Consider the following 24491-nt stretch of genomic DNA (forward strand, 5'->3'; position numbering starts at 1 on the left):
GAAGCGAACAGTTTAAAATCGCTTATAAAATTAATTAGCTGAAATTCAACAACTTGCAAAAATGGTTGAGTTTTGGCATATACCGAATCACGACAATATCACTATGACACCGAACACCGACACAAAATTAAGCACCCTTTGGGAAGGATGCTTACAGAACGACAGAAAGCAACAGGAACAGTTGTATAAAATGCTTGCTCCTAAAATGCTGGCCGTATGTATGCGCTATGCAAAAGATAAAGATGAGGCCCAGGATATCCTGCAGGAAGGATTTATAAAAATGTTTAAAAACATGAAAAACTACCGCGGCGAAGGCAGCCTGGAAGGGTGGATCCGCCGTATTATGGTACACAGCGCTATATCACGCTACCGCAAAGCAAAAACTATGGTATTGGTTGATGACTTTGCCGAGCAGAACATCCCGGTGAGTAACAGCTACAACGCAAATGGTTTAGAAGCGCAGGAATTGATGCAAATGGTACAGGAGCTGCCAAAAACCTACCGCTCTGTATTTAATATGTACGCAATTGAAGGTTACTCGCACCAGGAAATAGGCAGCAGTTTGGGTATGTCTGAATTATTATCGCGCACCACACTGCACCGTGCCCGTGCCATTTTAAAAGACAAGTTGAACAGCTTAGCAACAAGAGAGCGCCATTGCCTGGCAGGTTGATCTCATCCCCCGAAGATTAACTTTTACAACCGATTTATTGATTACCTGGCACGGCTGCCGGAATGATCAATAAATCAACATCAGCGGCAAATTCCCCCTGGCCCTGGTAAAATAAAATTTCTCCCCCAAATTTATTTCTATTGCAAAAGGCTGCTAATAGCTTATTGTTCAGGTGCTATTTTATTAATAGCTACTTTGTATTTACTTTTATACAGCCATTTTATATGCACTGGTTATATGAAGGTAAAAAAGTTTATTCGCAACGGGCCGCACCTGCCGGTAAAAAACCTGGGCGAAACCATCGCCTGGTATCGCGATGTGCTGGGCTTTTACGATGAATGGAGCTTTGGCGATAAGGATGGCGGCGTCCGGCGCGATGAGATGCGGCTGCTTTTTGCCGAGGACCCTAACTTTACAGCAGACATAAACAACGCGACGCACCGGCTGCCGCTGATGTGGTTTGTGGAGGATATTGAAGATATTTATGCGGAGTTTAAACAAAGAGGTATTGTATTAGCCGATGAATTGAAACAGCACCCTTACGGCTTAAAAGAGTTTGCATTTGTAGATATCAACGGATATTATATAAGAGTTGCCGAAGGGTTTACCACCGGGTAGCTATTGGTATGATGTACCTTAAATAAGCGGATGATGAAACAAAACCTGTTTTAATGCCCTAACGGGTTACCGACCTCCATAAACTGACCGCTGTTTGTTAAAGCTACAAATGTTTGATCATGAACAAATTCATCACCGCCATAAAAAATATCGACATTGAAGCTATTGAAAGGTTGCTGACGAAGGAGCCACAATGGCTTACCTGGGCAGAAGAGGATGGTAAAAATGCCTTGCATTATTTAGGCGGCGTTGTTATTGCCAGCCGCCCGGGTAAGGAGGAAGCGAGCTTACAAATACTTCGGCTATTTGTAGAGAACGGCATGGATATTAATGCCATTCACCGGATAAAGGATGGCTGCGGCTATTTCCCCGCTACGCCGCTTTGGTATGCCTATACACGCGGGCGCAACAAAACGCTCTACACCTGGCTTTTAAATAATGGCGCCAACCCGGGTAACTGTATGTTTGCCATAGCCTGGTATGATGATGCGGAGGCTGCGGAGCTGTTTAAATATCATGGGGCTGATATTGATGATGCCTCTATCGGCGAAACGCCGGTAATGGCCGCTATTAACTGGAAAAAATTTGCGGTAGCCGAATGGTTCTTAAAAAACGGAGCGAATGCCAATACCGCAGATAAGGACGGTAATACCTGCCTGCATCAGGCGGTAAAAAGGAAATATCCGCCAAAAATTATTGAACTGCTACTGAAATACGGCGCAGATCCTAACCAGGAGAACAAGGCCGGTGCATCGCCAAAAAGTATTGCCCGGCAGCAGCGCCCGCCCGTATTAATGGCGCTTTTTGATAAAGCCGTATCATAATAACAACTTAACATACCGGTTAAACTAAGGCCGTAGCTTTATAGTATCAAAAAAGAAAACTATGGAAGCGGGATACAGCACAATTGACCTGGTGATGCTGGCTATAGCAGCATTTGTGATTTGGGTAGCCATGCGCACGCCAAAAAGGGAAAGCATATCAAAAGAAGAGAAACTTCAGTATAAAATAAAACGCAAAAGCCGTCGCGGTCACCCGGTTCCTTATTGAGTAAGCGATGATGAGCCAATACGCGGATTTTGAGCCGGCCGTTATCGAACGCAAGGTTAGGGTGGTTTTTTTTGCGGAGATATTAACGGAGGGACTGGATGGTGCCATACGTACCATGTATCAGCTTGTCGACCGTATTGACCGGGGAAGGTTTGAGTTTTTGTTTGTTTATGGCGATGGGCCAGCAAACATCCGCGGATTTGAGAGCATTAAGGTACCCACCCTAAACCTGCCCATAAATGCGGGGTATTCTATGGCGCTGCCTGTTTTCGCGCAAAGCAGGTTGAGGGATGCATTGCAGCAATTCGCGCCCGATGTAGTGCATATTGCAACGCCATCGCTGTTGGGTACTTTTGGTTTGAATTACGCGGTGCAACACAAACTGCCGGTAATTTCCATCTATCACACCCACTTTATCTCCTATATAGATTATTACTTTAAACGTGCCCCGTTTTTAATAAACAGCATGAAGCAGCTGCTGGCGGCCAACCATAAGGCGTTTTATAACCAATGCCACAAGGTTTACGTTCCCTCTGAAAGTATCGAAGCAGAACTAAGCGCCATAGGTATAGCACCGCAGCGGATGCAGTTGTGGAAACGCGGCATCGATACAAAATTATTTTCGCCCTATAAAAAAAACAAGAACACCTTGCATAAACTTACCGGGAACGGCAACCCCGGTATTTTGTTTGCCAGCAGGCTGGTTTGGGAAAAGAATTTGGAAACCCTGTTTGAAATATACGACGAACTGCAAGCCCAGGGCCCACCTGTAAATTTTATAATTGCGGGCGACGGCGCAGCTTTAAAGGCCTGTAAAGCCCGGATGCCCAAGGCCATTTTTACCGGCAAGGTTAATCATAACCAGCTGGCGGTATTGTACGCCTCTGCGGATGTTTTTCTGTTCCCCTCTGTATCCGAAACTTACGGAAACGTAGTGCTGGAGGCCATGGCTTCGGGCCTGCCCTGCGTAATAGCCGATGGAGGGGGCTCTAAAGATTTTATTGACCAGGGCGTAAATGGCTTTAAATGCCAGCCCTATAATGCCAAGGAATACGCCGGCAAAATACGCCTGTTATTGGCCAGCGATGCCATGCGGGCCCAGTTTATTGAGGAGGGGCTACAGTATAGCAGTAAATTTAGTTGGGATGAACTGGCGGCAACCTATTTTGATGACGTTGATGCGTTAGCCGGCAAAAATGTATTAACCGCTGTATAGTTGGTTGTTGTGTTAGGATAAATCGGGGTACTTAACACAGGGGTAACATAAACGCTTTGTTATGGTAATACACTGGTAACACTGGGCTAACACGGACGTAATACTTTTGTTACGATAAATTAAGTCACGTGAAAAAAATTATATACGCAACAGTTCTATTCGTCCTTGCCACATTTTCTGCAACCACTTTGCTGGCTCAAAACACCGGCAAAATTGTGGGTAAGGTAATTGACCAAAAAACAAGCGAAACCTTAATAGGCGCTACCGTAAGTATAGAAGGCACCACCAAAGGTGCTGCTACTGATGTGGACGGCCATTACTCTTTGGGTGGCATAGCTCCAGGCCGCTACACCATATTAGTACGTTACATGGGGTACTCCACAAAATCTATTTCTGATATCGAAGTGAAGGCAAACGTTGCCACCCCGCTTGATGTTACTCTTGCCCCATCGGCAACAACGGCCCTAAGCGAGGTCGTTATTAAAGCTACCTACCGCCAGGAATCGGTGAACGCGCTGTACGCTATTCAAAAAAACAGTGTATCCATATCTGATGGTATTTCTTCGGAACTGATCCGCAGATCGCCGGACAGAAACACCAGCGATGTATTAAAACGCGTAAGCGGCACCACCATACAGGATAATAAATTTGTGGTAGTGCGCGGCTTAAGCGATCGTTACAACAGTGCATCGTTAGATGGCGCGCCGCTGCCAAGCACCGAGCCAAACCGTAAAGCGTTTTCGTTTGATATCGTGCCATCCAGCCTGATAGATAATATCATCATCAGCAAAACAGCCAGCCCGGATCTTCCAGGCGATTTTGCTGGCGGTAACGTACAGATCCTGACCAAAGACATCCCCGATAATAACTTTTTAACCGTAGGCATTGGCTATTCATACAATACCCAAAGCACTTTTAAAGATTTTCAGGCCGGTTTCCGTAGCACAAGCGATTATTTCGCTTTTGATGATGGTACCCGTAAGCTGGTAAGCAATTTCCCCACCAGCACCGAAATATTAAACAATCAGGTAAGTAAGCCCCGCAACATACAAGCTATCCAAAGCCTTAATAACGATTTCAGTATTTATAAAAGCAAAGCTTTACCGGGCCAAAACTACCAGATAACCTGGGGTAACGTTGCCGAGATAGGCAAAAACAAAAACCGTTTTGGTACTACCGTTGCTTTAACATACCGCAACAGCCAAACCATTATTCCGGATTTGCAGCAACAATTTGATAACTACGATTATCATAGCGAACAAAACAAGTTTTCAACCAATATTGGGGCATTAGCCAACTTCGCTTACAGCTTCGGTAAAAACAAGATCACCTTTAAAAACTTGTACAATCGTATATTAGACGACCAGTTCACTTACCGTACAGGTTCGAACTCGGGAACCACATCGTCTGATAATAAATTCTACGCTTTCGATCTTTTGGAGAAAGGCTTGTTTAAAACAACCCTGGAAGGCGAGCACGGCCTGGGCGCAAAAACCTCTAAAATTAAATGGAACCTGGGCTTCAGTAACATACTGAATGATCAGCCCGATCAGAAAAAAATAAACTACAAGCAAGGCAACCCGGGCGAACCGTATTATGCTACAGTGAGCAGCCTGGCTAAAGAGAACGCCCGTTTGTTCTCTCACTTAACAGAAAATATTTATTCGGGCAAGGTAGATTACAACCTGCCGGTGAGCTTGTTTAAACAAAGTAACTTGAAAATAGGTGTCAGCTCCCAATACCGCGACAGGAAATTCGATGCCAGGTTTATAGGTTTAGTAATAGACGAGAATAACGACAATTACGATATCAACGCTATTTTGCAAAGGCCTATCCAAACGCTGTTTGGCCCTAATTTGATCAAAGCGGGCCTTTATAATTTGGATGAGATCCCCAATCTTACCGATAGGTACACTGCAAACAGCCTAACCAATGCTGGTTATGCCATGTTGGATAGCAAAATTGGAGAGAATGTACGCGTAGTTTACGGTTTAAGGGTAGAGAAGTTTAACCTGAATGTAGAGACAGAAGACCCTAACCAGCCGAAAGTGAAATTGGATAACACCGATTTCCTGCCATCGGTAAACTTTACTTACGCGCTTACTAAAAAGGCAAACTTCCGAGCATCATATTACCGTTCAGTTGCAAGGCCGGAGTTTAGGGAGCTTTCTTTATTCTCTTATTACGATTACGAGATGCTGGCTTCGGTACAGGGTAATCCAAACTTAAAACGTACTGTAATTGACAATGCCGACTTGAGGTATGAGTTTTATCCTTCTGCCGGCCAAATATTCTCGGTATCGGCGTTCTATAAAAAATTCCAAAACGCAATAGAGCCCTTAATTTCGGATGAGAATTCATCAACTACCATTAGCTACTTCAACTCCAAATCGGCCTATGTATATGGTGTTGAATTAGAGGCACGTAAAGCGCTTGATTTTATTGATGGCAGCAATTTCTTTAAAAACAGTACAGCGTATGTAAATGCGTCGTTCACCAAGTCAAGAGTAACAAACCCAAATGATGGCGTGCCGCGTTTAGAAACAAAGCGTGCCCTGGTTGGCCAATCGCCTTACGTGATTAATGCTGGTTTAACCCATACCGAATTGGATAACAAATTATCATTCAATCTCCTGTTCAACAGGTTAGGCAAAAGGATATTTTATGCAGGCGGAACCAGGTTTAGCAGCGTGTACGAGTTACCAAGAAGCGTGCTCGATTTCCAGGTGGGTTACAAGGTTCTGAAAAGCAAAGGAGAGATTAAATTAGGCGGTAGCGACCTGCTGAATGCGAAGTATAATTTCCAATACCAACTGGATGGAAAGCCATATAATTTCTCTGGAACGGGCTCCACTTTCAAAAGGTACACGCCAGGCACAAGTTACTCATTATCATTTAATTACACGTTTTAATAATAAGCCATTTGTTATTATTTAGTTAACACAGTGTTAACACCATATCTATTACTTTGTTAAAAATCGAAAGAGTTCAGTTATGAAAAAATCATTATTATTTTTAGTACTTGGCACCACCATATTGATGGCATCGTGCAGTAAAAAAGAAGCAGTTATCGATCCGGATCCTCCCATTGTAGTTGTTCCAACAACCGCTGTTGAAGTAACTGGCGACATTGCTACCAGCACTACCTGGACCGCTGACAAAATTTATACACTTAAAGGTTTTGTGTACGTTACAAACGGCGCAACACTTACTATAGAAGCCGGTACAATTGTTAAAGGCGATAAAGCAAGCAAAGGTACTTTGATCATTACCCGCGGCGCAAAGATCAGCGCTATTGGTACTGTTGATAAACCAATTGTATTTACTTCATCATTTGCTGTGGGCACTCGTTCATCTGGTGATTGGGGTGGTATCATCCTGTTGGGTAAAGCGCCGGTTAACCAGAGCGATAACACGCCTATCGAAGGTGGTTTGGATGCAAAAGGCGACGCTGCCAAATACATCCAGTACGGCGGTACTGATGCTGCTGACAACTCAGGTACTTTAAAATATGTGCGTATTGAGTACGCAGGTATCCCTTTTTCACCAGATAATGAGATCAACGGCCTTACAATGGGTGGTGTTGGCTCAGGTACAACACTTGATTATATCCAGATCTACCGCTCGGGCGATGATTCATTTGAGTGGTTTGGTGGCTCGGTAAACGCTAAACACTTATTATCTATCGGTGCTTTAGATGATGATTTTGATACCGATTTTGGTTACTCGGGTAAGGTGCAGTTTGGTATCGCTCAGCGTTACCCTTCTATCGCTGATAACTCTGGTTCAAACGCGTTCGAGTCGGATAATGATGGTTCTGGTTCTGATAAAGTACCACAAACTTCGGCTGTTTTCTCAAACATGACCTTATTAGGCCCAGCATCAGGTGCTGCAACTCCTTCAAACATCAGTGCTAACTTTCAGCATGGTGCACAGCTTCGCCGTAACACTGCAGAGAGCATCTTAAACTCTGTATTCGCAGGTTTTATGGAAGGTATCTACATTGACGATTCCAAAGTAACAACTGCTGGTTCAACTTCAACCAACTATACTGCTGGTCGTTTAGTGTTCGAAAACAACCTGATCTACGGTAGTAACAGGAAGAGCAATGAAGTAAAAGGCGACAACGCTGTTCAAAAAGCCATCTTCGAAGCAACTTTGAGAGCTAACAACACTTTCCTTGCAACTTCATTTGCTGATGCATTGATCACATCGCCGTTTAAATTCTCATCTGACTTTGCTAACGCAGGCACTCCGGATTTTAAGGATGTAGCGGGTTCGCCATCGGCTTCAGGTGCATTATTTACTAATGCAAAAGTTAATATCGCATTCTTTGATAAAGTTACTTTCCGTGGTGCTGTTGGTGATACCGACTGGACTGCCGGCTGGACTAACTTTAACCCACAGGTTATGCCTTACACCACCCCTGGTGCTGTAAAATAATAGTAGAAATTTAAAATTGATAAAAATGGCTTTCCAATCCGGGAGGCCATTTTTATTTATTAATATTTATATTATAAATACTTATGCACAAGTGGCTTTTTGTTTTATTATGGTTGATTAACGTAAGTACTGTTTTTGCACAAAATGATAAGAAATTACTAATACAAGGTACGCTTAGAGATTCTACTAATGATAAAGTTATTGCTAAGGAATATTTTAATGTTGATATAAATGGCAAATTGATAAGTTTAAGAACTGACGGCCAAGGCAAATTTGTTTCAAACGTAAGTTCCGACCATTTTACTCAATTCGAATTTAGGGTAAACGGTTACCAGTACAAAAGGATAAAACCCAGTAGGTTAAAAAGTGACACATTGGATTTTAAATTTATTAACCTATCGCCTAAAGTAACTGCGCTGAAAGAGGTTGTTATTAAGGCAACAAAGAGGTATCGAGATACGGTTAGAATCGATTTTTCAAAGGAAAAGTTCGAGAGATTTACTATGGTAAATGAGATATTTGCCGGTAAGAGTGGATTTAGTAGCAGTAACGGCACATTGTATTATAACGGTAAGATAGTAAGCGATATAAGCGTAAACGGAGGTGAGTTTTTTGGGAAAAAGAATTTGGATGTATATAAAACGTTACCTGCGTTGGTAATTGGTAATATCGAGATCACAGAAACAAACATTGATAGTTTAACTAACGCAACGGTTTTAAATCCCATAATTAAAGTGGATTTAAAGTTGAAAGAAAAATATAGAAGCGCGGTTTTTGGCGATCTAAGCGCTGGGGTCGGAACATCAGATAGATACCTCGGTTATGCGGAATTATTTAAATATAATGGGAATGAGCAAATATCTTTAGCAGCGAATGCTAATAATATTAACCTGGTTGATAACACGCTTTTAGACCGGAATGTAAGTTTTACGGCTAATGGTAGCGATTCTAAAACAAACTTTTTAGACCTTAGCTACAGAAATTTTATCCGGAAGAAAATTGAATTCAGGTTTTCTGCAAAAGGGGTAATGCAGAATAGAACTTCTGACCTTAAAACTGAACGACGAGATGAACTGATCGATCAGGTGTCTTCCACAAGCGTTGTTTCAAACTTTAAACAATTTGATATACAGCGGGCTGGGGCAATAATTAATTATAAGATAAATGAAAGCAGTAATTTAAGCTATAGCCAAAATTTTACGTATAACGACAATCGACAAATAGATTCATCGCAGTATTTAATTGACGCTAACAACACACAAAGCTTATCAATATTAAATAAAAACAGAGCAACTTACGGGTATGCATTAACGGGTGACCTAAAATATCAAAAGCAGTTTATAAGTGCAAAAGGACGCTTTATAGGTTTAGGTATAGGTTACAACAGTGAGCGTAATACCGTTAACGAAAATAGCCGGGTATTTGCTTTACTTGGCCAGGGAATGGATACATACTACGTGCAAGGAAAAAGGCAATTAAGCACACTGGGGTTTGCCGGTAATATTGATTACCATCATCCTGTTTTAGAAGATGGCTCGCTGCAATTCTCTGCGGCATTTAAAACCGAACGGTTAAATTTTACTACTAATTTAGATTCGGATACAATAAAAATAAGTAACGAGTTTCCTACAAATATTCTTAATAATATTTACAAATCGGGGATTAAATTTTATAAAATATTTAATGTTATTACAATTGATGCGTTGATAAGTGGGAGCTTTAACAGCCGGGTTGTTAAGGAATTCATTGCAACCCGGGAATATCATTTTGCACACCCGGTTATCGACGTTAAGGCTAACTACAAAATAAATAAGAAGAACGATTTTGTTGTTAACGTTGGAGTAGCCCCTGTTTACCCAGAGGTTAATCAACTAACAGGTATTGGAAATAGTTTTGATCTGATCAGCCAGCGGCAAGGGAACGCCGGCATTAAGCCTGAGTTGAAGAGCAGCTTTAATATCGCATACAATGCGAGGAAATCGGATTCGCTGAACCTGAGTATTAGCGGTTTTGTTGAGCATTATAGCGCTAAGTTCGGCGATAATGTGATAATTAAACCCAATACTTATCAGATTGGATTTGTTGACAATATTGGGAATTCAATATCCAGTCAGCTATCGGTTACATGGAATAAGACCTTTAAAACGATTGGTGCTTACAGCTACACAACCAAAGTAGGCTATGAGGAATTGCCGGTTATCGTAAATCAGCAGCGCTATAGCAATAAAAATAAATATATAGGTCAAAGCATTACTACATCCTTTACAATAATTAAAAAGTACGTTTATATTGCGCCAAATCTGAATATTACTTTTAATAACTATACATATCAAAACGGCGGCTCCAAAATATTGACGATTATCTATAGCGATAAATTCTCTTTTTCTTTTAAAAGCTTGCAGCTTAATTTATACCCCGTATCAAATTTCAATTATAACGCTGGGATTAATAAATCTTTTACGTGGGCATTAAATAGTGATGTTAATATGAACATACTTAAAAAGCGCGGCACCATTTGGTTAAGAGGGTACGACATCTTCAATTCATTTAAATATTACAGTAATTATGTTGGCGCTAATTACGTGCAAACCGCAAAATTCGCCGGATTAAATCGATATATTATCGTGGGATTAATTTTAAAGGTTAATAATATTAATTAATTGTTATGTTATTAATTTTAATGAAAAGCGAATTGTTTAAACATTAAGTTTGACTAAATATTTAAATATAACCATGAAAAAAATCTTATCACTCTTTGCTTTACTAATCTGTTACGCAGGTAGCTTTGCGCAGACTTTATCTCCGTCAGCTTCAACGTTTGAGTCGGACACCTATTACACTATCACAGTGAATGGCGAAACTAACTCTGCGTATTTAAATAATATTTCATACCCCAGAACAGACAACACTTCGCCAACATTCAATGGTACTAATTATTTAACTGCTGATGGCATTGGTCAAACCAATCTGTTTATGCAATACCAAGTTCCTGCGAGCAAAACCCAATTTACATTTAAAGTAACTAACGTAAACACTATAAATATGCAGGTTACATTTTCTTTTAATGTAAGTGGCCCAGGCATACCTTCAAAAAAGTTGACGTTTACCGTTAATGTAAAGCCTAAGGCGGCAATTTTCTATAACGTTGCTAAAACACAGTTTTTTACGAAAAATAATTGCGGTACAGGGTACACGGGAACCAGTGTTGCATATAGCGTACCTGCAAATAAATACAACTCAACCACTCAAGCGGATGCCGATCAGAAGGCTCAAAATGAGATTAATGCTAATGGACAAGCGCAGGCTAATGCAAACGGTTCTTGTTTTATAGATTATAGTCATTGGTTTACGAGTTGGGATCATTCTATGAGATACAATGGAAGTGATTGGTCAACCGACATGTATTGGAATAAAGACTTAGTCGCTACGACTACTGTTACTATACAAGTTTACCAAAGTGGGGTATTTAAAGGCGTTGTAGCCACAGGGGTTCCAAACACAGGGCACGCATTTTTAGATTTTACGCCATACTTAACTTTACATGCTCCTAATGCTCATACATTTGAAAATGTGTCGTTAAAAATTATTTCAGATAGCAACACGGCCATTTCTGATTTTTCTGATACTTATGATATGCAAGTAGATTAGCGCTCACTTATATTGAAGACTTATAGATGTTTACACACAATATTGGCCGTTGGTGGATGGCTGCTGTTTCATTAGTTAACCAAATTGATTTGTAATATCGTTTAGACTAACTTTAACCCACAGGTTATGCCCTACACCACCTCCGGGTGCTGTAAAATAATCGCAATAAAATATCACAAAAAGACTGCCTCATCATATGAGGCAGCTTTTTTACTTAAATAAAAGATAGCGCAGTTGAATAGATGAGTTTTTTACATGTACATTTTAGTGAGATAGATACCCAGATATCGCAGTTTGCGAGGGCCATTGCTTTGCCTATACGCGTTTTTATCCTGCGGATGATAGCCGAGAACGGCAACAGCCTAAGCAAGCAGGCTTTTTATACCACCGCCTTTAATACAAAAACCATAAACAAGCACATACAGGAATTGCGCGGGCTGGGCATCATCAAAGCCAAAACCGTAAAAGCCGAGGTAACTTATTGTATCGACGAAAAGCTGTTCGGGCAAATGTCGGCCAACTTTAGTACGTTCTTTGAGCAAAACGCCTTGCCGGGTGAGGATCCGGCAAACGCAAACCCATCCCAGGCGGTAGCCCGTCCGTCGGATTTAATGAATTTTACCAATTTTGGTGCTTATATCAAAGATCATCGACTGGAGCTGAACCTCTCGCAGGCAACCCTCGCAGCAAAAATAAACATAGACCGCGCCCTGCTCAGCCGGATAGAGACAGGGAAAAAAGAGCTGAATACAGATAGGTTACCATTGCTTGCCAAAGCACTTTACCTCGATGTTGATGAATTAAGGGATGCAGAACATAAATTGAGTAAGGGAACTGCTTGAAAAGAACAGTAATTCACTTTAGACCCATCTTTTGTTAACATTGAATTAATAAAAGAACGGATCACGCATGTACACAGCGTAGTTAAATATAATCCTCCCATAACATTGGGTTAACATTGTAGCCGAACCTTTGTGGTGTTAAAATAACACAAATGAAAAAGCTATACTTTATACTGATCACTTTACTTTTTGCCACAGCCGCAAACGCACAAATAACTACTGCCGTTATCAGCGGTAAGGTGGTAGATCAAAAAGGAATTTCTTTACCGGGTGTATCTATCTCGGTTATAAACACCAGCACGGGCACACGCTACGGCTCACAAACAAATGCCGAAGGGCGCTACACCATCCCCAACTTAAACGCGGGTGGCCCCTACACCATTAGTGCTACCTTTATCGGTTACAAAAAGGATGAACGCACCGATATCAACTTACAATTGGGCAGTGCTACTTTCAACTTTTTACTGGTAGATGAAACCACTTCGCTTAAAGAAGTAAAGGTTGTTGCCACAAACGGTGCAAGCAAAACAGGCGCAAGCACACGCATCAGCGCAAATCAGATCCGCAACCTGCCTACCATCAACCGCAGCCTGCAGGATCTTACCCGTACTACACCGCAAAGCAATAACAACTCGTTCCAGGGTGCCAACTACCGTTACAATAACGTAACGCTTGATGGAGCCATTAACAACGATGCGATAGGCTTTAGCCCGTCATTAGGCGGCCAGTCTAACGCTTCGGGCCAGGTGGGCAGCAGTACCCGTACCAGTCCGGTATCGTTAGATGCGATACAGGATATACAGGTGCTGGTAGCCCCATATGACATAAAAATTGGTAACGTTTTGGGCGGCAGTATCAACGCGGTAACCCGCAGCGGTACAAACGATGTCACCGGTTCTATTTACGGCTATGGCCGCGGTGCCTTCCTGGTAGGCCCAAACAATTCTAAAGTTGCATTGGGTGGCGATGGCTCAAGCCTGCCATCGTCTTTCCACGATTATCAAACCGGGATCCGCTTAGGTTTCCCGCTGATCAAAAATAAATTATTCTTCTTCACCAACGAAGAAATTGCCCGCCGGCAGGATCCCGTTATCAGGGGCCTTGATCACAACGGTTCAGCTAATATATTAAGCCAGGCTGATGGTGATAAAATTGTTACTGCATTTAAAGCATTTACTACCGATGCTGCCCATCCAAATGGCATTGACCCGGGAACGTATAACAACACATCTATCTTCTCGCGCAGCAACAAATACTTTAACCGTATCGACTGGAACATCAACGATAAAAACCAGTTAACCCTACGTAACAACACTATCTCGTCAACCGCTACTAACTTAGAGCGCGATCAGCAGAACTTCCGTTTCGGCGGCATCGACTATACATCGCATAACAACTCCAGCTCAACTGTTGCCGAATTGAAATCTCGTTTTAGCAACAATGTAAGCAACAGTTTAGTATTGGGTTACTCAAACGTGCATGACTACCGCGACCCGAACTCTAACCCCGCTTTGCCGCAGATAGAAATTACCGGTAACACACCGGGTACCACCATCTTTTTGGGTACCGACCGTGAGGCTGCCATATTTGATATGCGCCAAAAAACTACCGAGTTTACCGATAACCTTACCTTAATAAAGGGAAAGCACACCTTTACCTTTGGTACACACAACGAGTTTTACGATATCACCTACAATTTTGTAAACGCCTGGAACGGCCGTATCGCTTACAGCAGCATCGCTAACTTCCTGGCCAATAACCCTTCACGTACACGTGCCAATTATAATTACATAAACAACACCCGCGATTATATTATGGCCAACCCATCGGCAAGGTTTAAAGTAAACCTGCTTAGCCTTTACGGCCAGGACGAGATACACCTTACCGATAACTTTAAGCTTACCGCGGGTATCCGTTTTGACTATGCCGATGTGCCAAACACACAGCCGCTAAGCACCAAAACAACCAATGCACCAGTTGATGTAAATTACGGCAACACTTTTACCTATACAAAACCTGCTGATATTAAAAACAACTACTTGGGCAACGTGCAAATAAACCCAAGGGTATCTTTTAACTATGATATCAATGGCGACCAAACAGCTATATTGCGTGGTGGCACAGGCTTCTTTACCGGCCGTGTACCATTCGCTTGGTTTGGTTACGCGTTTTATAACAATGGCGATACTTACGGCGCTTACGATAAAAAGCCAACCGCAGCAGCACCCATTACCCCGGGTACCAACCCTGTACAGGCACCGGTTAATGGCGGCTTAGGTTATGTAACACAACAAACCAACCCGGCACCAAACGTAAGCGCCACCGGCCCAACCCAGGTTGACTTAATTGACAATAACTTTAAAATGCCGCAGGTATGGCGTACTAACTTAGCTTACGATTATACCACTGCCGATAAATGGAAATTTACGGTGGAAGGGATCTACACCAAAGTTATCCGCGATTTGAAATTCCAGCAGGTAAACATTACCGACCAGGTAACTTACTACCCGTATGACGTAGATAAACAGCAGCCGATATTTGTGAACAAAGGCGTTAACCCATCGTACACCAATGCCTACCTGTTATCAAACACCAACCAGGGTTACCGTTACAGCTTAACTGCGCAGGTAGCCAAAACATTCCCTTTTGGCTTGAATGCATCGGTAGCTTATACTTACGGACACTCTAAAGATATCACCAACGGTATCCGTAACTCCATGGAAAGCAACTGGCAGCTGAATCAGGCGCTTAATCCAAACAGCCCTGTGTTAGCCAACTCTAATTTCGATATCCGTAACCGCATCGTATCAACCCTTAACTATATGGTTAACTGGGGTGGCAATCAAAACTTAACCGCCAACTTTACCTTCTTCCTGAGTGCGCAATCGGGTAACCCGTATTCGTACGGCTTCCTGCCAAGTGCTATAGACGGTACTGGCCAGCAGGTTAGCTTAGCCTACATCCCTAAAACAGGCGAAACGGTCAACTTCTTTAGCGACGTTGCCGGTGGCCAAACCGCGGTGCAACAGGCAGCTGCGTTTGATGCCTTTATAGATAAGGATAAATACCTGTCTACCCGCCGTGGGCAGTTCACCCAGCGTAACGCTGCGTTTACGCCGTGGAACAATAACCTTGATTTCCGTTTCTCACAGGACTTTAAATTCGGGAAAGGTAAACGTAAGCAGGTGATCACCTTTACTTACGATATTGTGAACTTAACCAACCTGCTGAACAAAAACTGGGGACAATATTACTTCTCGGCCAATACGTTCAACTCAACTGCGAGTGTGGGCTTAACGCCTAAAACAACACCGGCCTTTGGTTCGGTAGCGTCAACATATCCTAAGTACACCTTCAGCGATCCGGGTGTGCCATATTCTGTAGACCTGTTTGCTTCGCGCTGGCAGATGCAGTTTGGCTTGCGCTACGCGTTCTAAATAAAGCAATAACATTTTATACAAAAGCGCCTGGCTTATGCCGGGCGTTTTTTTTGAAAATGCTTGTAAAACCGTATTCCCCAAATAATACTTATGCCATGCGCCCTGCTTTTTCAACCAGGTTTTTGGTTGCGGTTGTACCTGCGTAATCGTCTGGATACTTAGCGTCTTTGCTGTACATTTTCAGCAGGCCACCTTCGTACTCAATGCTCACCCAGCCCTTAAAGCCCGATTGCTTGATGATCTTAAACATCTTGTAAAAATCGGTTTCGGGGTCGTTACCATCCGCCTCAAAAAAGTGCGATTTGGCATGTACGCCTTTTGCGTAGGGCATCAGTTCGGTTATGCCTTTGTATTTATCGTATTCTTCCAGGCACTTGGTTTCCATGTATCCGGCAATGTCGTTGGTTTTTGGTTTGGTGCGGTTGATGCAGAAATTGCCAAAATCAGCTAACACGCCACAGTGCTTGCTGTTCACCTGTTTCATTACATCTGCCAGCCAGGCGCCATTGCAGGAGATGCCCACGTGGTTCTCTACAATAACATCTATCTTGCTTTTTTTGCCGTACTCTATTAGCTTGCCTAAACTGTCTACTGCTGCTTTAGCAACATCGGCAGGGTTGCCATCGCCTTCCACATTTACACGGATCATGGGGCAGCCTAAGGTGGCGGCTGCATCTATCCATTTATAGTGGTTCTCAACGGCCTTTAAACGGACTGTTTCGTTCAGATCGCCCAGTACGCCTTCGCCATCTATCATAATGCGCAGGTTATAGCTGCCATTATCCGCGGCGCGTTGTTTCAGGTCGGCCAGGTATTGCGCGTCCGTTGCTTTATTGGCGAAGAACATCGAGCAGTAATCTAAACCGGGTATACCCAGCTCTTTTGCCTTTGCCGCAAAATCCAACGGTTTTAATTTCCCTGTCCAAAACTGGCTGGCGAAGGAGAATTGCGAAACGGCAATCTTAAAGAACAGTTCTTTGCTGGTATTGGCATACAAATATTCGGGCAGGGTGGCTGCCAGGCCAAGGCCGGCCGCGCCCATAGCGGTTTGCCTGATAAAGTCTCTGCGGTTGGTTTTCATGATGTTGGCTTACTGGTTAGTAGGTTTATAAAAATGAAGGTAGATACAATATTTTATTATTTAGTGAAATTTACTAAATAAATTTTAAGCCAAATTTAAACCGGAGGAATGTTAATTTAGCGCATGGTTACGCAGGAGCAGATAGAAGATTTTATACTGAACGGGCATAAGGAGTACGTTCCGCATGTATCGTTAGATTGCGCGATTTTTGGTTACCACGAACAGCAGCTAAAACTGTTGCTGATAAAACACAAAGCTGTATTCGGCTGGTGCCTGCCCGGCGGCTATATTAAACGCACCGAGAAACTGGTAGAGGCCGCCGCCCGAAACGTGAAGGAACGCACCGGCGTGGATAACCTTTTTTTGCAGCAGTTTAAAACCTTTGGCGACCCAAACCGCGCTAAATTTGATGAATTTGACGAGGAAAAGTGGGGGCAAATTTTAGGCGTAAAAGTGAGCCGCAACAACTGGCTGATAGACCAAACCATCTCCGTTGGTTTTTATTCGATAACCGATTTTTCGCGGACGGTTTTACAGCCCGATATGATGAGCATAGATTGCGAATGGTTTGACATAGATAACCTGCCTGCGCTGGAATTCGACCACGACGAGATGGTACGCGAAGCCCTGCACACCATGCGCATACACCTGTACCATTACCCCATCGGTTACAATATGCTCCCAGAGAAATTCACGCTGACCGAGATCCACGCGCTGTACGAAACCCTGCTGGGTAAAAAACTCGATATCAGCAATTTTCCCAAGAAATTAATAGCGCTTGGGCTGCTGATCAAGCTCGACGAAAAGCGCAGCATTGGTCCGCACCGTTCGCCGCATTTGTACAGCTTTGATAAGGAACGCTATGATGAGGCACTTAAAAATGGCGTGGTTTTAAGCTGATTGTTTTATTTTTGAATATGAGAAAATTGCTGCTGTTGTTTGCCGTATTGTTTACCTGCAACTTATTAAATGCCCAGGTTGCTTCCATTGCCAAGGGCGAGCGTTACCCGCTTAATATTGGTATTATTGATCATGTGCAATCGGCGGTGCTTAATGAAGGCCGTACGCTTAATATTTACCTGCCCGATGGTTACGATAAAGACACCACCACTAAATACCCGGTAATTTATTTGCTGGACGGCTCTAAGGACGAGGATTTTATCCATGTGGTTGGCGTTGTACAGTTTTTAACCATGATACAAGCCATGCCCAATAGCATTGTAGTGGGCATAGCCAATGTAGACCGCAAGCGCGATTTTACCTACCCATCTACCAGCAAGGCCGACGTGAAATTGGTGCCCACATCTGGCGGTTCGGCAAAGTTCATGATTTTTTTAGAGACCGAACTGCAGCCGCATATCCAAAAGTTTTATAAGGTAAGCAGCAGTAAAACCCTCATCGGGCAATCCCTCGGCGGCTTACTGGCAACAGAGGTGCTACTAAAGAAACCATCGCTGTTCAACCAATACATCATTGTAAGGCCAAGCCTTTGGTGGGATACCGAAACCCTGCTGAACGGCGCTGTTGCCATGCGCCGCTCGCATTCCTACAAAGGCATCAAAGCGTACCTGGCCGTAGGTAGCGAAGGCCCGCAAATGATAGGGGACGCTAAGAAGCTCTCTCAAATATTAAAGGCCGACAGGGATTTAAAGTCCACCTATAGCTATCTCCCTAAAGAGGATCATCTCACCATTTTGCACAATGCCGTTTATGAAGCCTTGCTGGCCCTGAATAAAAAGGCCCGGTAAAAAGCCGTCCCGAACGCTCAGGGCGTCTTATCCTGGTTTGTGTTTCCCGGCACATCAACTGCTTAAAAAGGCGTTTTTTATGTAAACCCTGTAAAAAAGCAACTAATTGATTTATAGATATTTATAAAGTTAACATGTGAATTGTGTAAACTTTTGTAAACTTTTTCACCCTAATTTTAAACGCGTTTGCCGCGAAAAACGCGGGATGTCTGTCTCAATAAAACAAACTTGTAGCTTCAATTTCACCTTTGGCGGCATCGCCCGGCTCGGTCATATATATCCGTAATGGTGTTTGCTTTACCCTGCTGCCCGGCGTTTGTACTGGTGCCTGGTAAATATATTTCACCTTTATTTTGTGGAGGCCTTCGGCCAGCGGCAGCATGTATTCGGTTTCGGTAAGTTTTTCGCCGTCGATAAATAGCTGCGTATCGGTGTAGGATGCCTGCGAAAAATTGTAGCTGCCATCTTCGGGGATATCGATATAGCCATCATACACAATACCGAAGTATGGGTTATCCTTCTTAAAGGTCTCTGCGTTTAGTTTATCCACCGTTGCCGAATCTGTTAACATAACATAATCCAGCTGGTCCGGCGAGGTAAAACGGCCTTTTACCAGTTTGTACTTGAGGCCCGGTTTGCCGTTGGCATAGGTGGTAGCAGGTATCAACGGGCGATTGTACATCAGCACACGGGTAGCAATGCTGCGCCTGCCGGTCGGCGTTATAACACGCGCCTTAAACTCCCGCTTCTCGTTGGCAGGGATAATGATGGTTACCGGGGAAACGTACTCCAGGTCGGTATCCAGCGGGTCGCGGCCGTTGAGGGTGTAATATATTTTAGCGCCCGGCACAACTGATGTTGGCGTATAAGTAAATTTAGGGCCGAAGAGGATGGTATCTATCACGGCAAAAGGTGTGGGCACGCGGTAATTATAACCCTTAGCATCCAACCGGGCAAAATGATTGGCCAGGCGTACATCGGCAAAGTTGTCGTAATTCTTATTCTCCGGTTTGGTCCATGCTACCTCGGATAAGGCAAACAGCCTCGGCAGGATTTGGTACTGCAGCTTGGCCATGGTGGGTACATACTCCGTCCACAGGTTGCCCTGGGTGCCCATTACATATTTCTGCTCATCGGGCGTGAGCTGTTTAGAAACCGGGTCGTACTCGTAGGTTTCTTTCAGCACGGCGTACCTGCCGAACGACACCGGCTCCTGCGGCGAGCCGCTTTGGTAATGGTCGAAATAATTGCCGGTGGTTTGCGGCGTCATGATCACGTTGTGATGCTGGCGTGCTGCCCCAATGCCACCTTCTTCGCCCTGCCAGCTCATTACTACGGCATTTGGGGCAAGTCCGCCCTCCAGGATCTCGTCCCAGCCTATCATGGTGCGGCCTTTGCCGTTAATGAATTTCTCCATCCGCTGGATAAAGTAGCTTTGCACCTCCTTCTCATCCTTCAGGCTTTTCTCCTTCATCAAATTCTGCACAAATGCCGATTCTTTCCAGGGCTGTTTATTGGCCTCATCGCCACCCACGTGGATATATTTACTCGGGAACAGCGCCATCACCTCGGTAAGCACATTCTCTAAAAAGGTAAAAGTTTCTTCGGTAGGGCAGTAGATTCCGTTGATGCTGCGCGCCGGATTCTTAAGGTCAGCCGGTTCGCAGCGTAGCTCGGGGTAAGCGCGCAATGCCGCATCTGAGTGGGCAGGCATTTCAATTTCGGGGATCACGTTGATGTAGCGGTCGGCGGCAAATTTAACCACATCGCGAATCTCGTCTTGTGTGTAAAAACCGCCGTAGCTCAGGCTGTCGGGCCAGTCGCGGTTGTTGCCATACATGGTTTGCTGGCGGTAGCCGCCAACCTCGGTTAGTTTGGGATACTTTTTGATCTGGATGCGCCAGCCCTGCCCGTCTACCAAATGCCAGTGGAAGGTGTTGAGCTTATAAGCGGCCAGCAATTCTATCACCTCCTTCACCTGCGCTACGTTAAAAAAATGTCGTGATACATCCAGCATCATGCCACGGTAGCCAAACCTTGGGGCATCCTCAATGGTTACGCAAGGCAGCGATTCGGTAGGCGAGGTTTCTGCGGGGAGTAACTGTATCAGCGTTTGTACGCCGTAGAACAAGCCCGCACCCTTGCCAATAATCGTTATCTTTTTTGGGGTGATGCTGAGTTTATAACCCTCGGCAGGCAGTTTATCGGCACCAACTGAAGTTAGTATAAGCCCTGTAGCCGTTTTTGCTTTACGGTTGTATTTGGAGATCTTGTTAGTAAAGTGCCGGTTGTTTTTCAGGAAATCCTTCAGGAACAAAATGGTTTTATCGGTAGGTTTATCTGCTTTTATTTGCGTTGATGCATTGAAGCGGAACATGCCCGCTGCTTTTTTTAGCGAAGCCGGAGCGGGAATGATGCCCATATACGGGTCATCGGCAACGGCCTGGGCAAATGCCGTATTAACCTGTAAAAAAACAAAGAGGGCAATAAATGCGGATAAAATCCTGATTTTTTGAGAGATATTGATGTTCATTATAAGGCAGATGTGAGATACTGCTGGCTAATTTAAGAATTATGGCGCAGGATTTACTTTTGGGTATAGTAACAAATGCTTGACAACCTTATCTTTACCCCCTCAATAATATTTTATGCTCGATATCTGTTGTATAGGCCACATTACGCTCGATAAAGTTGTAACCCCACGCGCGGTGATGCACATGGCCGGCGGTACCGCTTTTTACTTTTCGCATGCTATGCGTAATATGGATGTGAAGTATAGCCTGGTTACCGCCCTTGCCAAAACCGAAATGCAAAGCGTTACCGACTTACAGGAATTGGGCATTGAAGTAAAGGCCCTGCCAAGCAAACACACCGTTTATTTCGAAAATATTTACGGCGAGAACCAGGACAACCGTACCCAGCGCGTGCTGCAAAAAGCGGATGCTTTTAGCGTTGCCGACCTGGCCGATACCGAAGCCATTATCTTCCACCTTGGCCCTTTACTGGCAGATGATATCCCTACCGAGCTTATTAAAAACCTGTTTGGCCGGGGCAATGTTTCCTGTGATGCACAGGGTTATTTACGCGAGGTTATTGAAAAAGGCGTACACGCTATCGACTGGGCGGATAAAAAAGAAGCCCTGCAATATATTGACGTATTAAAAGTAAACGAGCACGAATTGGAGGTGCTTACCGGCACCGCAGATATTGTTGAAGGTGCGCAGATCCTGAACGAATGGGGTGTAAAAGAAGTGGTGATCACCCTCGGCAGCATGGGCTCGGTAATTTTTTACGACCGTACCTTTTACGAGATCCCCGCCTATAAACCTACTGAAGTGGTTGATGCCACCGGCTGCGGCGACACCTACATGGCCGGCTACCTGTACCGCCGCATTAAAGGCGACGATGTGTACGAGGCCGGCAAATTCGCCTCTGCCATGGCAGGATTAAAGATAGAGAACGCCGGGCCGTTTAAAGGGACAGCGGAGGATGTGAGGGCGATGATGGGGAGGTAGTGTTGTTGGGATAAACCCTATCTTCAGAAACCAAATGAGACTAACTAAAACCATTATCACCAGCCTGATTCTTGTTATGGCCCTGCTACAGGGGCCGTTGATATATTACTATGCCAATGGCTTTGGTGGATTTTTGACTTTGTATCCGTACATGTTAGCCGGGTTTTTGTTGTCAGTTTACCTTTTCGTAAAACTAAATCATAAGGAATCAAATACGCTGTTCATTAAGATAGGTTGCATCACTGGGATTATATTGGGTATTGCCACGTTGCTTAGTGAAGATGTGATTGAATACCTCGACTGGACTTTAAGAAGAGGGACGAGGGATCAAATAGTTAAGCAGGTGAAAGATGAAAAACGTAGCGGAGGGCATTTAAACGACGGTTATTTTCCGCCAATTTCTAACGGTGGCAACAACATAGTTGTAGAAAAGCTAATCGATAAAACAGTATCAGTTACGTTTTTCATTAACCCCGGACTTCTTGATCATTACTCTGCATTTCTATACACCAACGATCCTGAAAAAATGAAGTCAGTACAAGAAAGGATAACTTCCGGCAAACACAAAGGCTTTGCAAAATTAGATACGAATTGGTATCGGGTAAATTATTAAACCCCTCTCTGGCATGCGCCGAAAGGGGTTTAACAGACTAATATACTTTGCGGTTTCTTAAAACCCCTCACTCAAGACCGCTTCGCCCTCCGGTATCACTACCTTTTTATTTTCCATTCGTTTTTTAGTGAGCTGATCTACCCGCCAGAGGGTGAAGATGCTGAGCATTGAGATGCCTACAATTACGTAACCTACTACGTTGTAATTTACCAGCGGCGCGCCTTTTGATGGCTGCGATACGATGGTCCCGGCAACGGCCGCGGCTATACCACCGGCTATTTGCTGCAGCGATGCGTTAATACTCATGAAAGCGCCACGGTCGGCCATCTCGGGGATGGCGCTGGTAAGGGCGCTGGATGGGATCATGCGGCTCATGATGCCCATCATCATCAGGATGTTGAGCGCCATCACCAGCCAAAGCGGGGTAACGGTAAGGTTGGTATATACTACGCACATTACCATCATCCAAACCGATGCTACGGCGAAGATCTTAAACTTATCTATCTTATCGCTCAGCTTGCCAATTAACGGCATAATAAACAGCGAACTTACGCCCGATACCATAAACAGCATAGGCAACTGGTGATTGGTTATCCCCAGGTTATTAATAGCAAACGCGCTCCCGAAGGGCATCATCATAAAACCACCTATGGATAGCAGGGCCGTGGCGGTAAAACCAACCCGGTAATCGGCCTTAGCAACGGTGTGAAGCAGGTGTTCAAAGGCCGATTTGTCGCGCTGTACCGCCAGGTGAGCGGTGATAGGTTTCAAGTATAAGGCTATCGCGATGGCAATGGCAACACTCAGGCCCGCCACCATCCAAAACGGTGCTTCCCAGCTCCAAAGGTTGGCAAGGTACAGGCCGATAGGTACCCCCAAAACTTGGCTCCCGCCGAAACCCATCTGTATAAAACCCATTACCCGGCCGCGTTGCTGCAGTGCAAACATATCGGTAATAATAGCCATAGAGATAGAGCCGATAACCCCGCCGAATAAACCGGTGATGATACGTGCCGCTACCAATACGGCGTACGATTGTGCCATGCCACAAAAGATGGTACCGAGGATAAAGCCGCAGTAGAAGAACAGCAGCAGTTTTTTACGGTCGAACCTGTCGGCGAAACCGGCAGTAAGCAGGCCCGAGATCCCGGCGCTGAATGCGTAGGCCGATACCGCGAAGCCAAAAGCCTGTGGTTTAAGACTGAGCGATTTCATCAGCATATCGCCCAGCGGCGACATCACCATAAAATCAAGTATCACCGTAAACTGGGTAATGGCTAAAATAAATATAACGAATTTTTGGTAGCCGCTAAACGGTACCGCAGGTTGTCGTGCTTGCATGTTTGGTTATGTTAGTTCACAGCATTCGTAGCCGTGATAATTTATCAGTTCTATAATTTGAGTGTGGCAAAGGTTGCGCGATATCACCCGCAGCACGCAATCTTCATCCTCGGTATCAACGCTCCATTTTTCTACTCCCGGCGTATTGCTTAGCATGGCACATACCAGGGCCTTATCTGCATCCTGGCTGATGTTGGTTTTAAAAAGCAATATGTGATTAAAATCTTCCATTTTATCTTTTTTGCAGGCCCGCTGTTTGTGTT

General features: G+C 44.2%; 19 protein-coding genes. 15 read left to right on the top strand and 4 right to left on the bottom strand.

The genetic code is table 11. From position 1 onward, the window contains the following. The first annotated feature begins 103 nt into the window (after positions 1–103). The 11 genes from IDJ77_RS13070 to IDJ77_RS13120 all read left to right on the top strand — a co-directional run bounded on the left by IDJ77_RS13070 (position 104) and on the right by IDJ77_RS13120 (position 15927). Positions 104–673 (top strand): RNA polymerase sigma factor, encoded by a 570-nt coding sequence (locus IDJ77_RS13070; protein WP_191189408.1) that lies wholly within the window; start codon positions 104–106, stop codon positions 671–673. 237 nt (positions 674–910) lie between these two features. After that, a complete protein-coding gene (locus tag IDJ77_RS13075; RefSeq protein ID WP_191189409.1) occupies positions 911–1291 on the top strand; it encodes a VOC family protein in 381 nt (126 codons plus the stop codon). Between the two features lie 119 nt (positions 1292–1410). After that, positions 1411–2115 (top strand): ankyrin repeat domain-containing protein, encoded by a 705-nt coding sequence (locus tag IDJ77_RS13080; RefSeq protein ID WP_191189410.1) that lies wholly within the window; start codon positions 1411–1413, stop codon positions 2113–2115. A gap of 61 nt (positions 2116–2176) precedes the next feature. Then, on the top strand, positions 2177–2341 hold the full coding sequence (locus tag IDJ77_RS13085) for a hypothetical protein (RefSeq protein ID WP_191189411.1): 165 nt from the start codon (positions 2177–2179) through the stop codon (positions 2339–2341). Between the two features lie 7 nt (positions 2342–2348). Continuing rightward, positions 2349–3557: a glycosyltransferase family 4 protein gene (locus IDJ77_RS13090; protein WP_224751086.1), complete on the top strand. Its 1209-nt coding sequence runs from the start codon at positions 2349–2351 to the stop codon at positions 3555–3557. 128 nt (positions 3558–3685) lie between these two features. After that, the gene (locus IDJ77_RS13095) at positions 3686–6469 is read left to right on the top strand and encodes a TonB-dependent receptor (RefSeq protein ID WP_317174338.1); all 2784 of its coding nucleotides are present in this window, start codon (positions 3686–3688) and stop codon (positions 6467–6469) included. An 82-nt stretch (positions 6470–6551) separates the two neighbouring features. Next, on the top strand, positions 6552–8000 hold the full coding sequence (locus tag IDJ77_RS13100) for a hypothetical protein (protein WP_191189412.1): 1449 nt from the start codon (positions 6552–6554) through the stop codon (positions 7998–8000). 83 nt (positions 8001–8083) lie between these two features. After that, positions 8084–10660, top strand: a complete 2577-nt coding sequence (locus IDJ77_RS13105) for an outer membrane beta-barrel protein (protein WP_191189413.1) — start codon at positions 8084–8086, stop codon at positions 10658–10660. A 73-nt stretch (positions 10661–10733) separates the two neighbouring features. Further along, positions 10734–11648, top strand: a complete 915-nt coding sequence (locus IDJ77_RS13110) for a DUF5977 domain-containing protein (RefSeq protein WP_191189414.1) — start codon at positions 10734–10736, stop codon at positions 11646–11648. Between the two features lie 242 nt (positions 11649–11890). Then, a complete protein-coding gene (locus IDJ77_RS13115) occupies positions 11891–12490 on the top strand; it encodes a helix-turn-helix domain-containing protein (RefSeq protein ID WP_191189415.1) in 600 nt (199 codons plus the stop codon). Positions 12491–12642: 152 nt separating this feature from the next. Next, positions 12643–15927 carry a TonB-dependent receptor gene (locus IDJ77_RS13120; protein WP_191189416.1) on the top strand — a complete coding sequence of 1095 codons (3285 nt, stop codon included), beginning with the start codon at positions 12643–12645 and terminating at the stop codon, positions 15925–15927. A gap of 91 nt (positions 15928–16018) precedes the next feature. Here the strand turns inward: IDJ77_RS13120 and IDJ77_RS13125 are convergent, their stop codons facing one another. Beyond that, positions 16019–17011: a TIM barrel protein gene (locus IDJ77_RS13125; protein WP_191189417.1), complete on the bottom strand. Its 993-nt coding sequence runs from the start codon at positions 17009–17011 to the stop codon at positions 16019–16021. A gap of 123 nt (positions 17012–17134) precedes the next feature. Between IDJ77_RS13125 and IDJ77_RS13130 the strand changes: the two genes are divergently transcribed. Both IDJ77_RS13130 and IDJ77_RS13135 read left to right on the top strand, forming a co-directional pair. After that, complete coding sequence (locus IDJ77_RS13130; RefSeq protein WP_191189418.1) at positions 17135–17911, top strand: NUDIX hydrolase; 777 nt, start codon at positions 17135–17137, stop codon at positions 17909–17911. Positions 17912–17928: 17 nt separating this feature from the next. Then, positions 17929–18759: an alpha/beta hydrolase gene (locus IDJ77_RS13135; RefSeq protein WP_191189419.1), complete on the top strand. Its 831-nt coding sequence runs from the start codon at positions 17929–17931 to the stop codon at positions 18757–18759. A gap of 214 nt (positions 18760–18973) precedes the next feature. Here IDJ77_RS13135 and IDJ77_RS13140 read toward each other — a convergent pair whose 3' ends face one another. Beyond that, entirely contained in the window at positions 18974–21292 is a 2319-nt protein-coding gene (locus tag IDJ77_RS13140; RefSeq protein ID WP_191189420.1) for a family 20 glycosylhydrolase, read from the bottom strand. Positions 21293–21407: 115 nt separating this feature from the next. Here IDJ77_RS13140 and IDJ77_RS13145 point away from each other — a divergent pair, with 115 nt between their 5' ends. Together IDJ77_RS13145 and IDJ77_RS13150 are read left to right on the top strand one after the other, a co-directional pair. Then, complete coding sequence (locus IDJ77_RS13145) at positions 21408–22274, top strand: PfkB family carbohydrate kinase (protein WP_191189421.1); 867 nt, start codon at positions 21408–21410, stop codon at positions 22272–22274. Positions 22275–22308: 34 nt separating this feature from the next. Further along, on the top strand, positions 22309–22887 hold the full coding sequence (locus IDJ77_RS13150) for a hypothetical protein (protein WP_191189422.1): 579 nt from the start codon (positions 22309–22311) through the stop codon (positions 22885–22887). A 57-nt stretch (positions 22888–22944) separates the two neighbouring features. Here the strand turns inward: IDJ77_RS13150 and IDJ77_RS13155 are convergent, their stop codons facing one another. Then, entirely contained in the window at positions 22945–24228 is a 1284-nt protein-coding gene (locus IDJ77_RS13155) for an MFS transporter (protein ID WP_191189423.1), read from the bottom strand. A 6-nt stretch (positions 24229–24234) separates the two neighbouring features. Then, positions 24235–24459, bottom strand: coding sequence for a hypothetical protein (locus IDJ77_RS13160; RefSeq protein ID WP_191189424.1), 225 nt, complete (start codon positions 24457–24459; stop codon positions 24235–24237). Positions 24460–24491 lie beyond the last annotated feature (32 nt).

Source organism: Mucilaginibacter pankratovii (assembly GCF_014773265.1).
In the GTDB taxonomy this organism is placed as follows: Bacteria; Bacteroidota; Bacteroidia; order Sphingobacteriales; family Sphingobacteriaceae; genus Mucilaginibacter; species Mucilaginibacter pankratovii.

Coding starts and splice junctions, on each gene's coding strand:
- IDJ77_RS13160 (WP_191189424.1), bottom strand. CDS start 24,459: ATGGAAGATTTTAATCACATATTGCTTTTTAAAACCAACATCAGCCAG.
- IDJ77_RS13115 (WP_191189415.1), top strand. CDS start 11,891: ATGAGTTTTTTACATGTACATTTTAGTGAGATAGATACCCAGATATCG.
- IDJ77_RS13130 (WP_191189418.1), top strand. CDS start 17,135: ATGGTTACGCAGGAGCAGATAGAAGATTTTATACTGAACGGGCATAAG.
- IDJ77_RS13135 (WP_191189419.1), top strand. CDS start 17,929: ATGAGAAAATTGCTGCTGTTGTTTGCCGTATTGTTTACCTGCAACTTA.
- IDJ77_RS13075 (WP_191189409.1), top strand. CDS start 911: ATGAAGGTAAAAAAGTTTATTCGCAACGGGCCGCACCTGCCGGTAAAA.
- IDJ77_RS13090 (WP_224751086.1), top strand. CDS start 2,349: ATGATGAGCCAATACGCGGATTTTGAGCCGGCCGTTATCGAACGCAAG.
- IDJ77_RS13145 (WP_191189421.1), top strand. CDS start 21,408: ATGCTCGATATCTGTTGTATAGGCCACATTACGCTCGATAAAGTTGTA.
- IDJ77_RS13110 (WP_191189414.1), top strand. CDS start 10,734: ATGAAAAAAATCTTATCACTCTTTGCTTTACTAATCTGTTACGCAGGT.
- IDJ77_RS13080 (WP_191189410.1), top strand. CDS start 1,411: ATGAACAAATTCATCACCGCCATAAAAAATATCGACATTGAAGCTATT.
- IDJ77_RS13085 (WP_191189411.1), top strand. CDS start 2,177: ATGGAAGCGGGATACAGCACAATTGACCTGGTGATGCTGGCTATAGCA.
- IDJ77_RS13100 (WP_191189412.1), top strand. CDS start 6,552: ATGAAAAAATCATTATTATTTTTAGTACTTGGCACCACCATATTGATG.
- IDJ77_RS13140 (WP_191189420.1), bottom strand. CDS start 21,292: ATGAACATCAATATCTCTCAAAAAATCAGGATTTTATCCGCATTTATT.
- IDJ77_RS13120 (WP_191189416.1), top strand. CDS start 12,643: ATGAAAAAGCTATACTTTATACTGATCACTTTACTTTTTGCCACAGCC.
- IDJ77_RS13125 (WP_191189417.1), bottom strand. CDS start 17,011: ATGAAAACCAACCGCAGAGACTTTATCAGGCAAACCGCTATGGGCGCG.
- IDJ77_RS13070 (WP_191189408.1), top strand. CDS start 104: ATGACACCGAACACCGACACAAAATTAAGCACCCTTTGGGAAGGATGC.
- IDJ77_RS13105 (WP_191189413.1), top strand. CDS start 8,084: ATGCACAAGTGGCTTTTTGTTTTATTATGGTTGATTAACGTAAGTACT.
- IDJ77_RS13155 (WP_191189423.1), bottom strand. CDS start 24,228: ATGCAAGCACGACAACCTGCGGTACCGTTTAGCGGCTACCAAAAATTC.
- IDJ77_RS13150 (WP_191189422.1), top strand. CDS start 22,309: ATGAGACTAACTAAAACCATTATCACCAGCCTGATTCTTGTTATGGCC.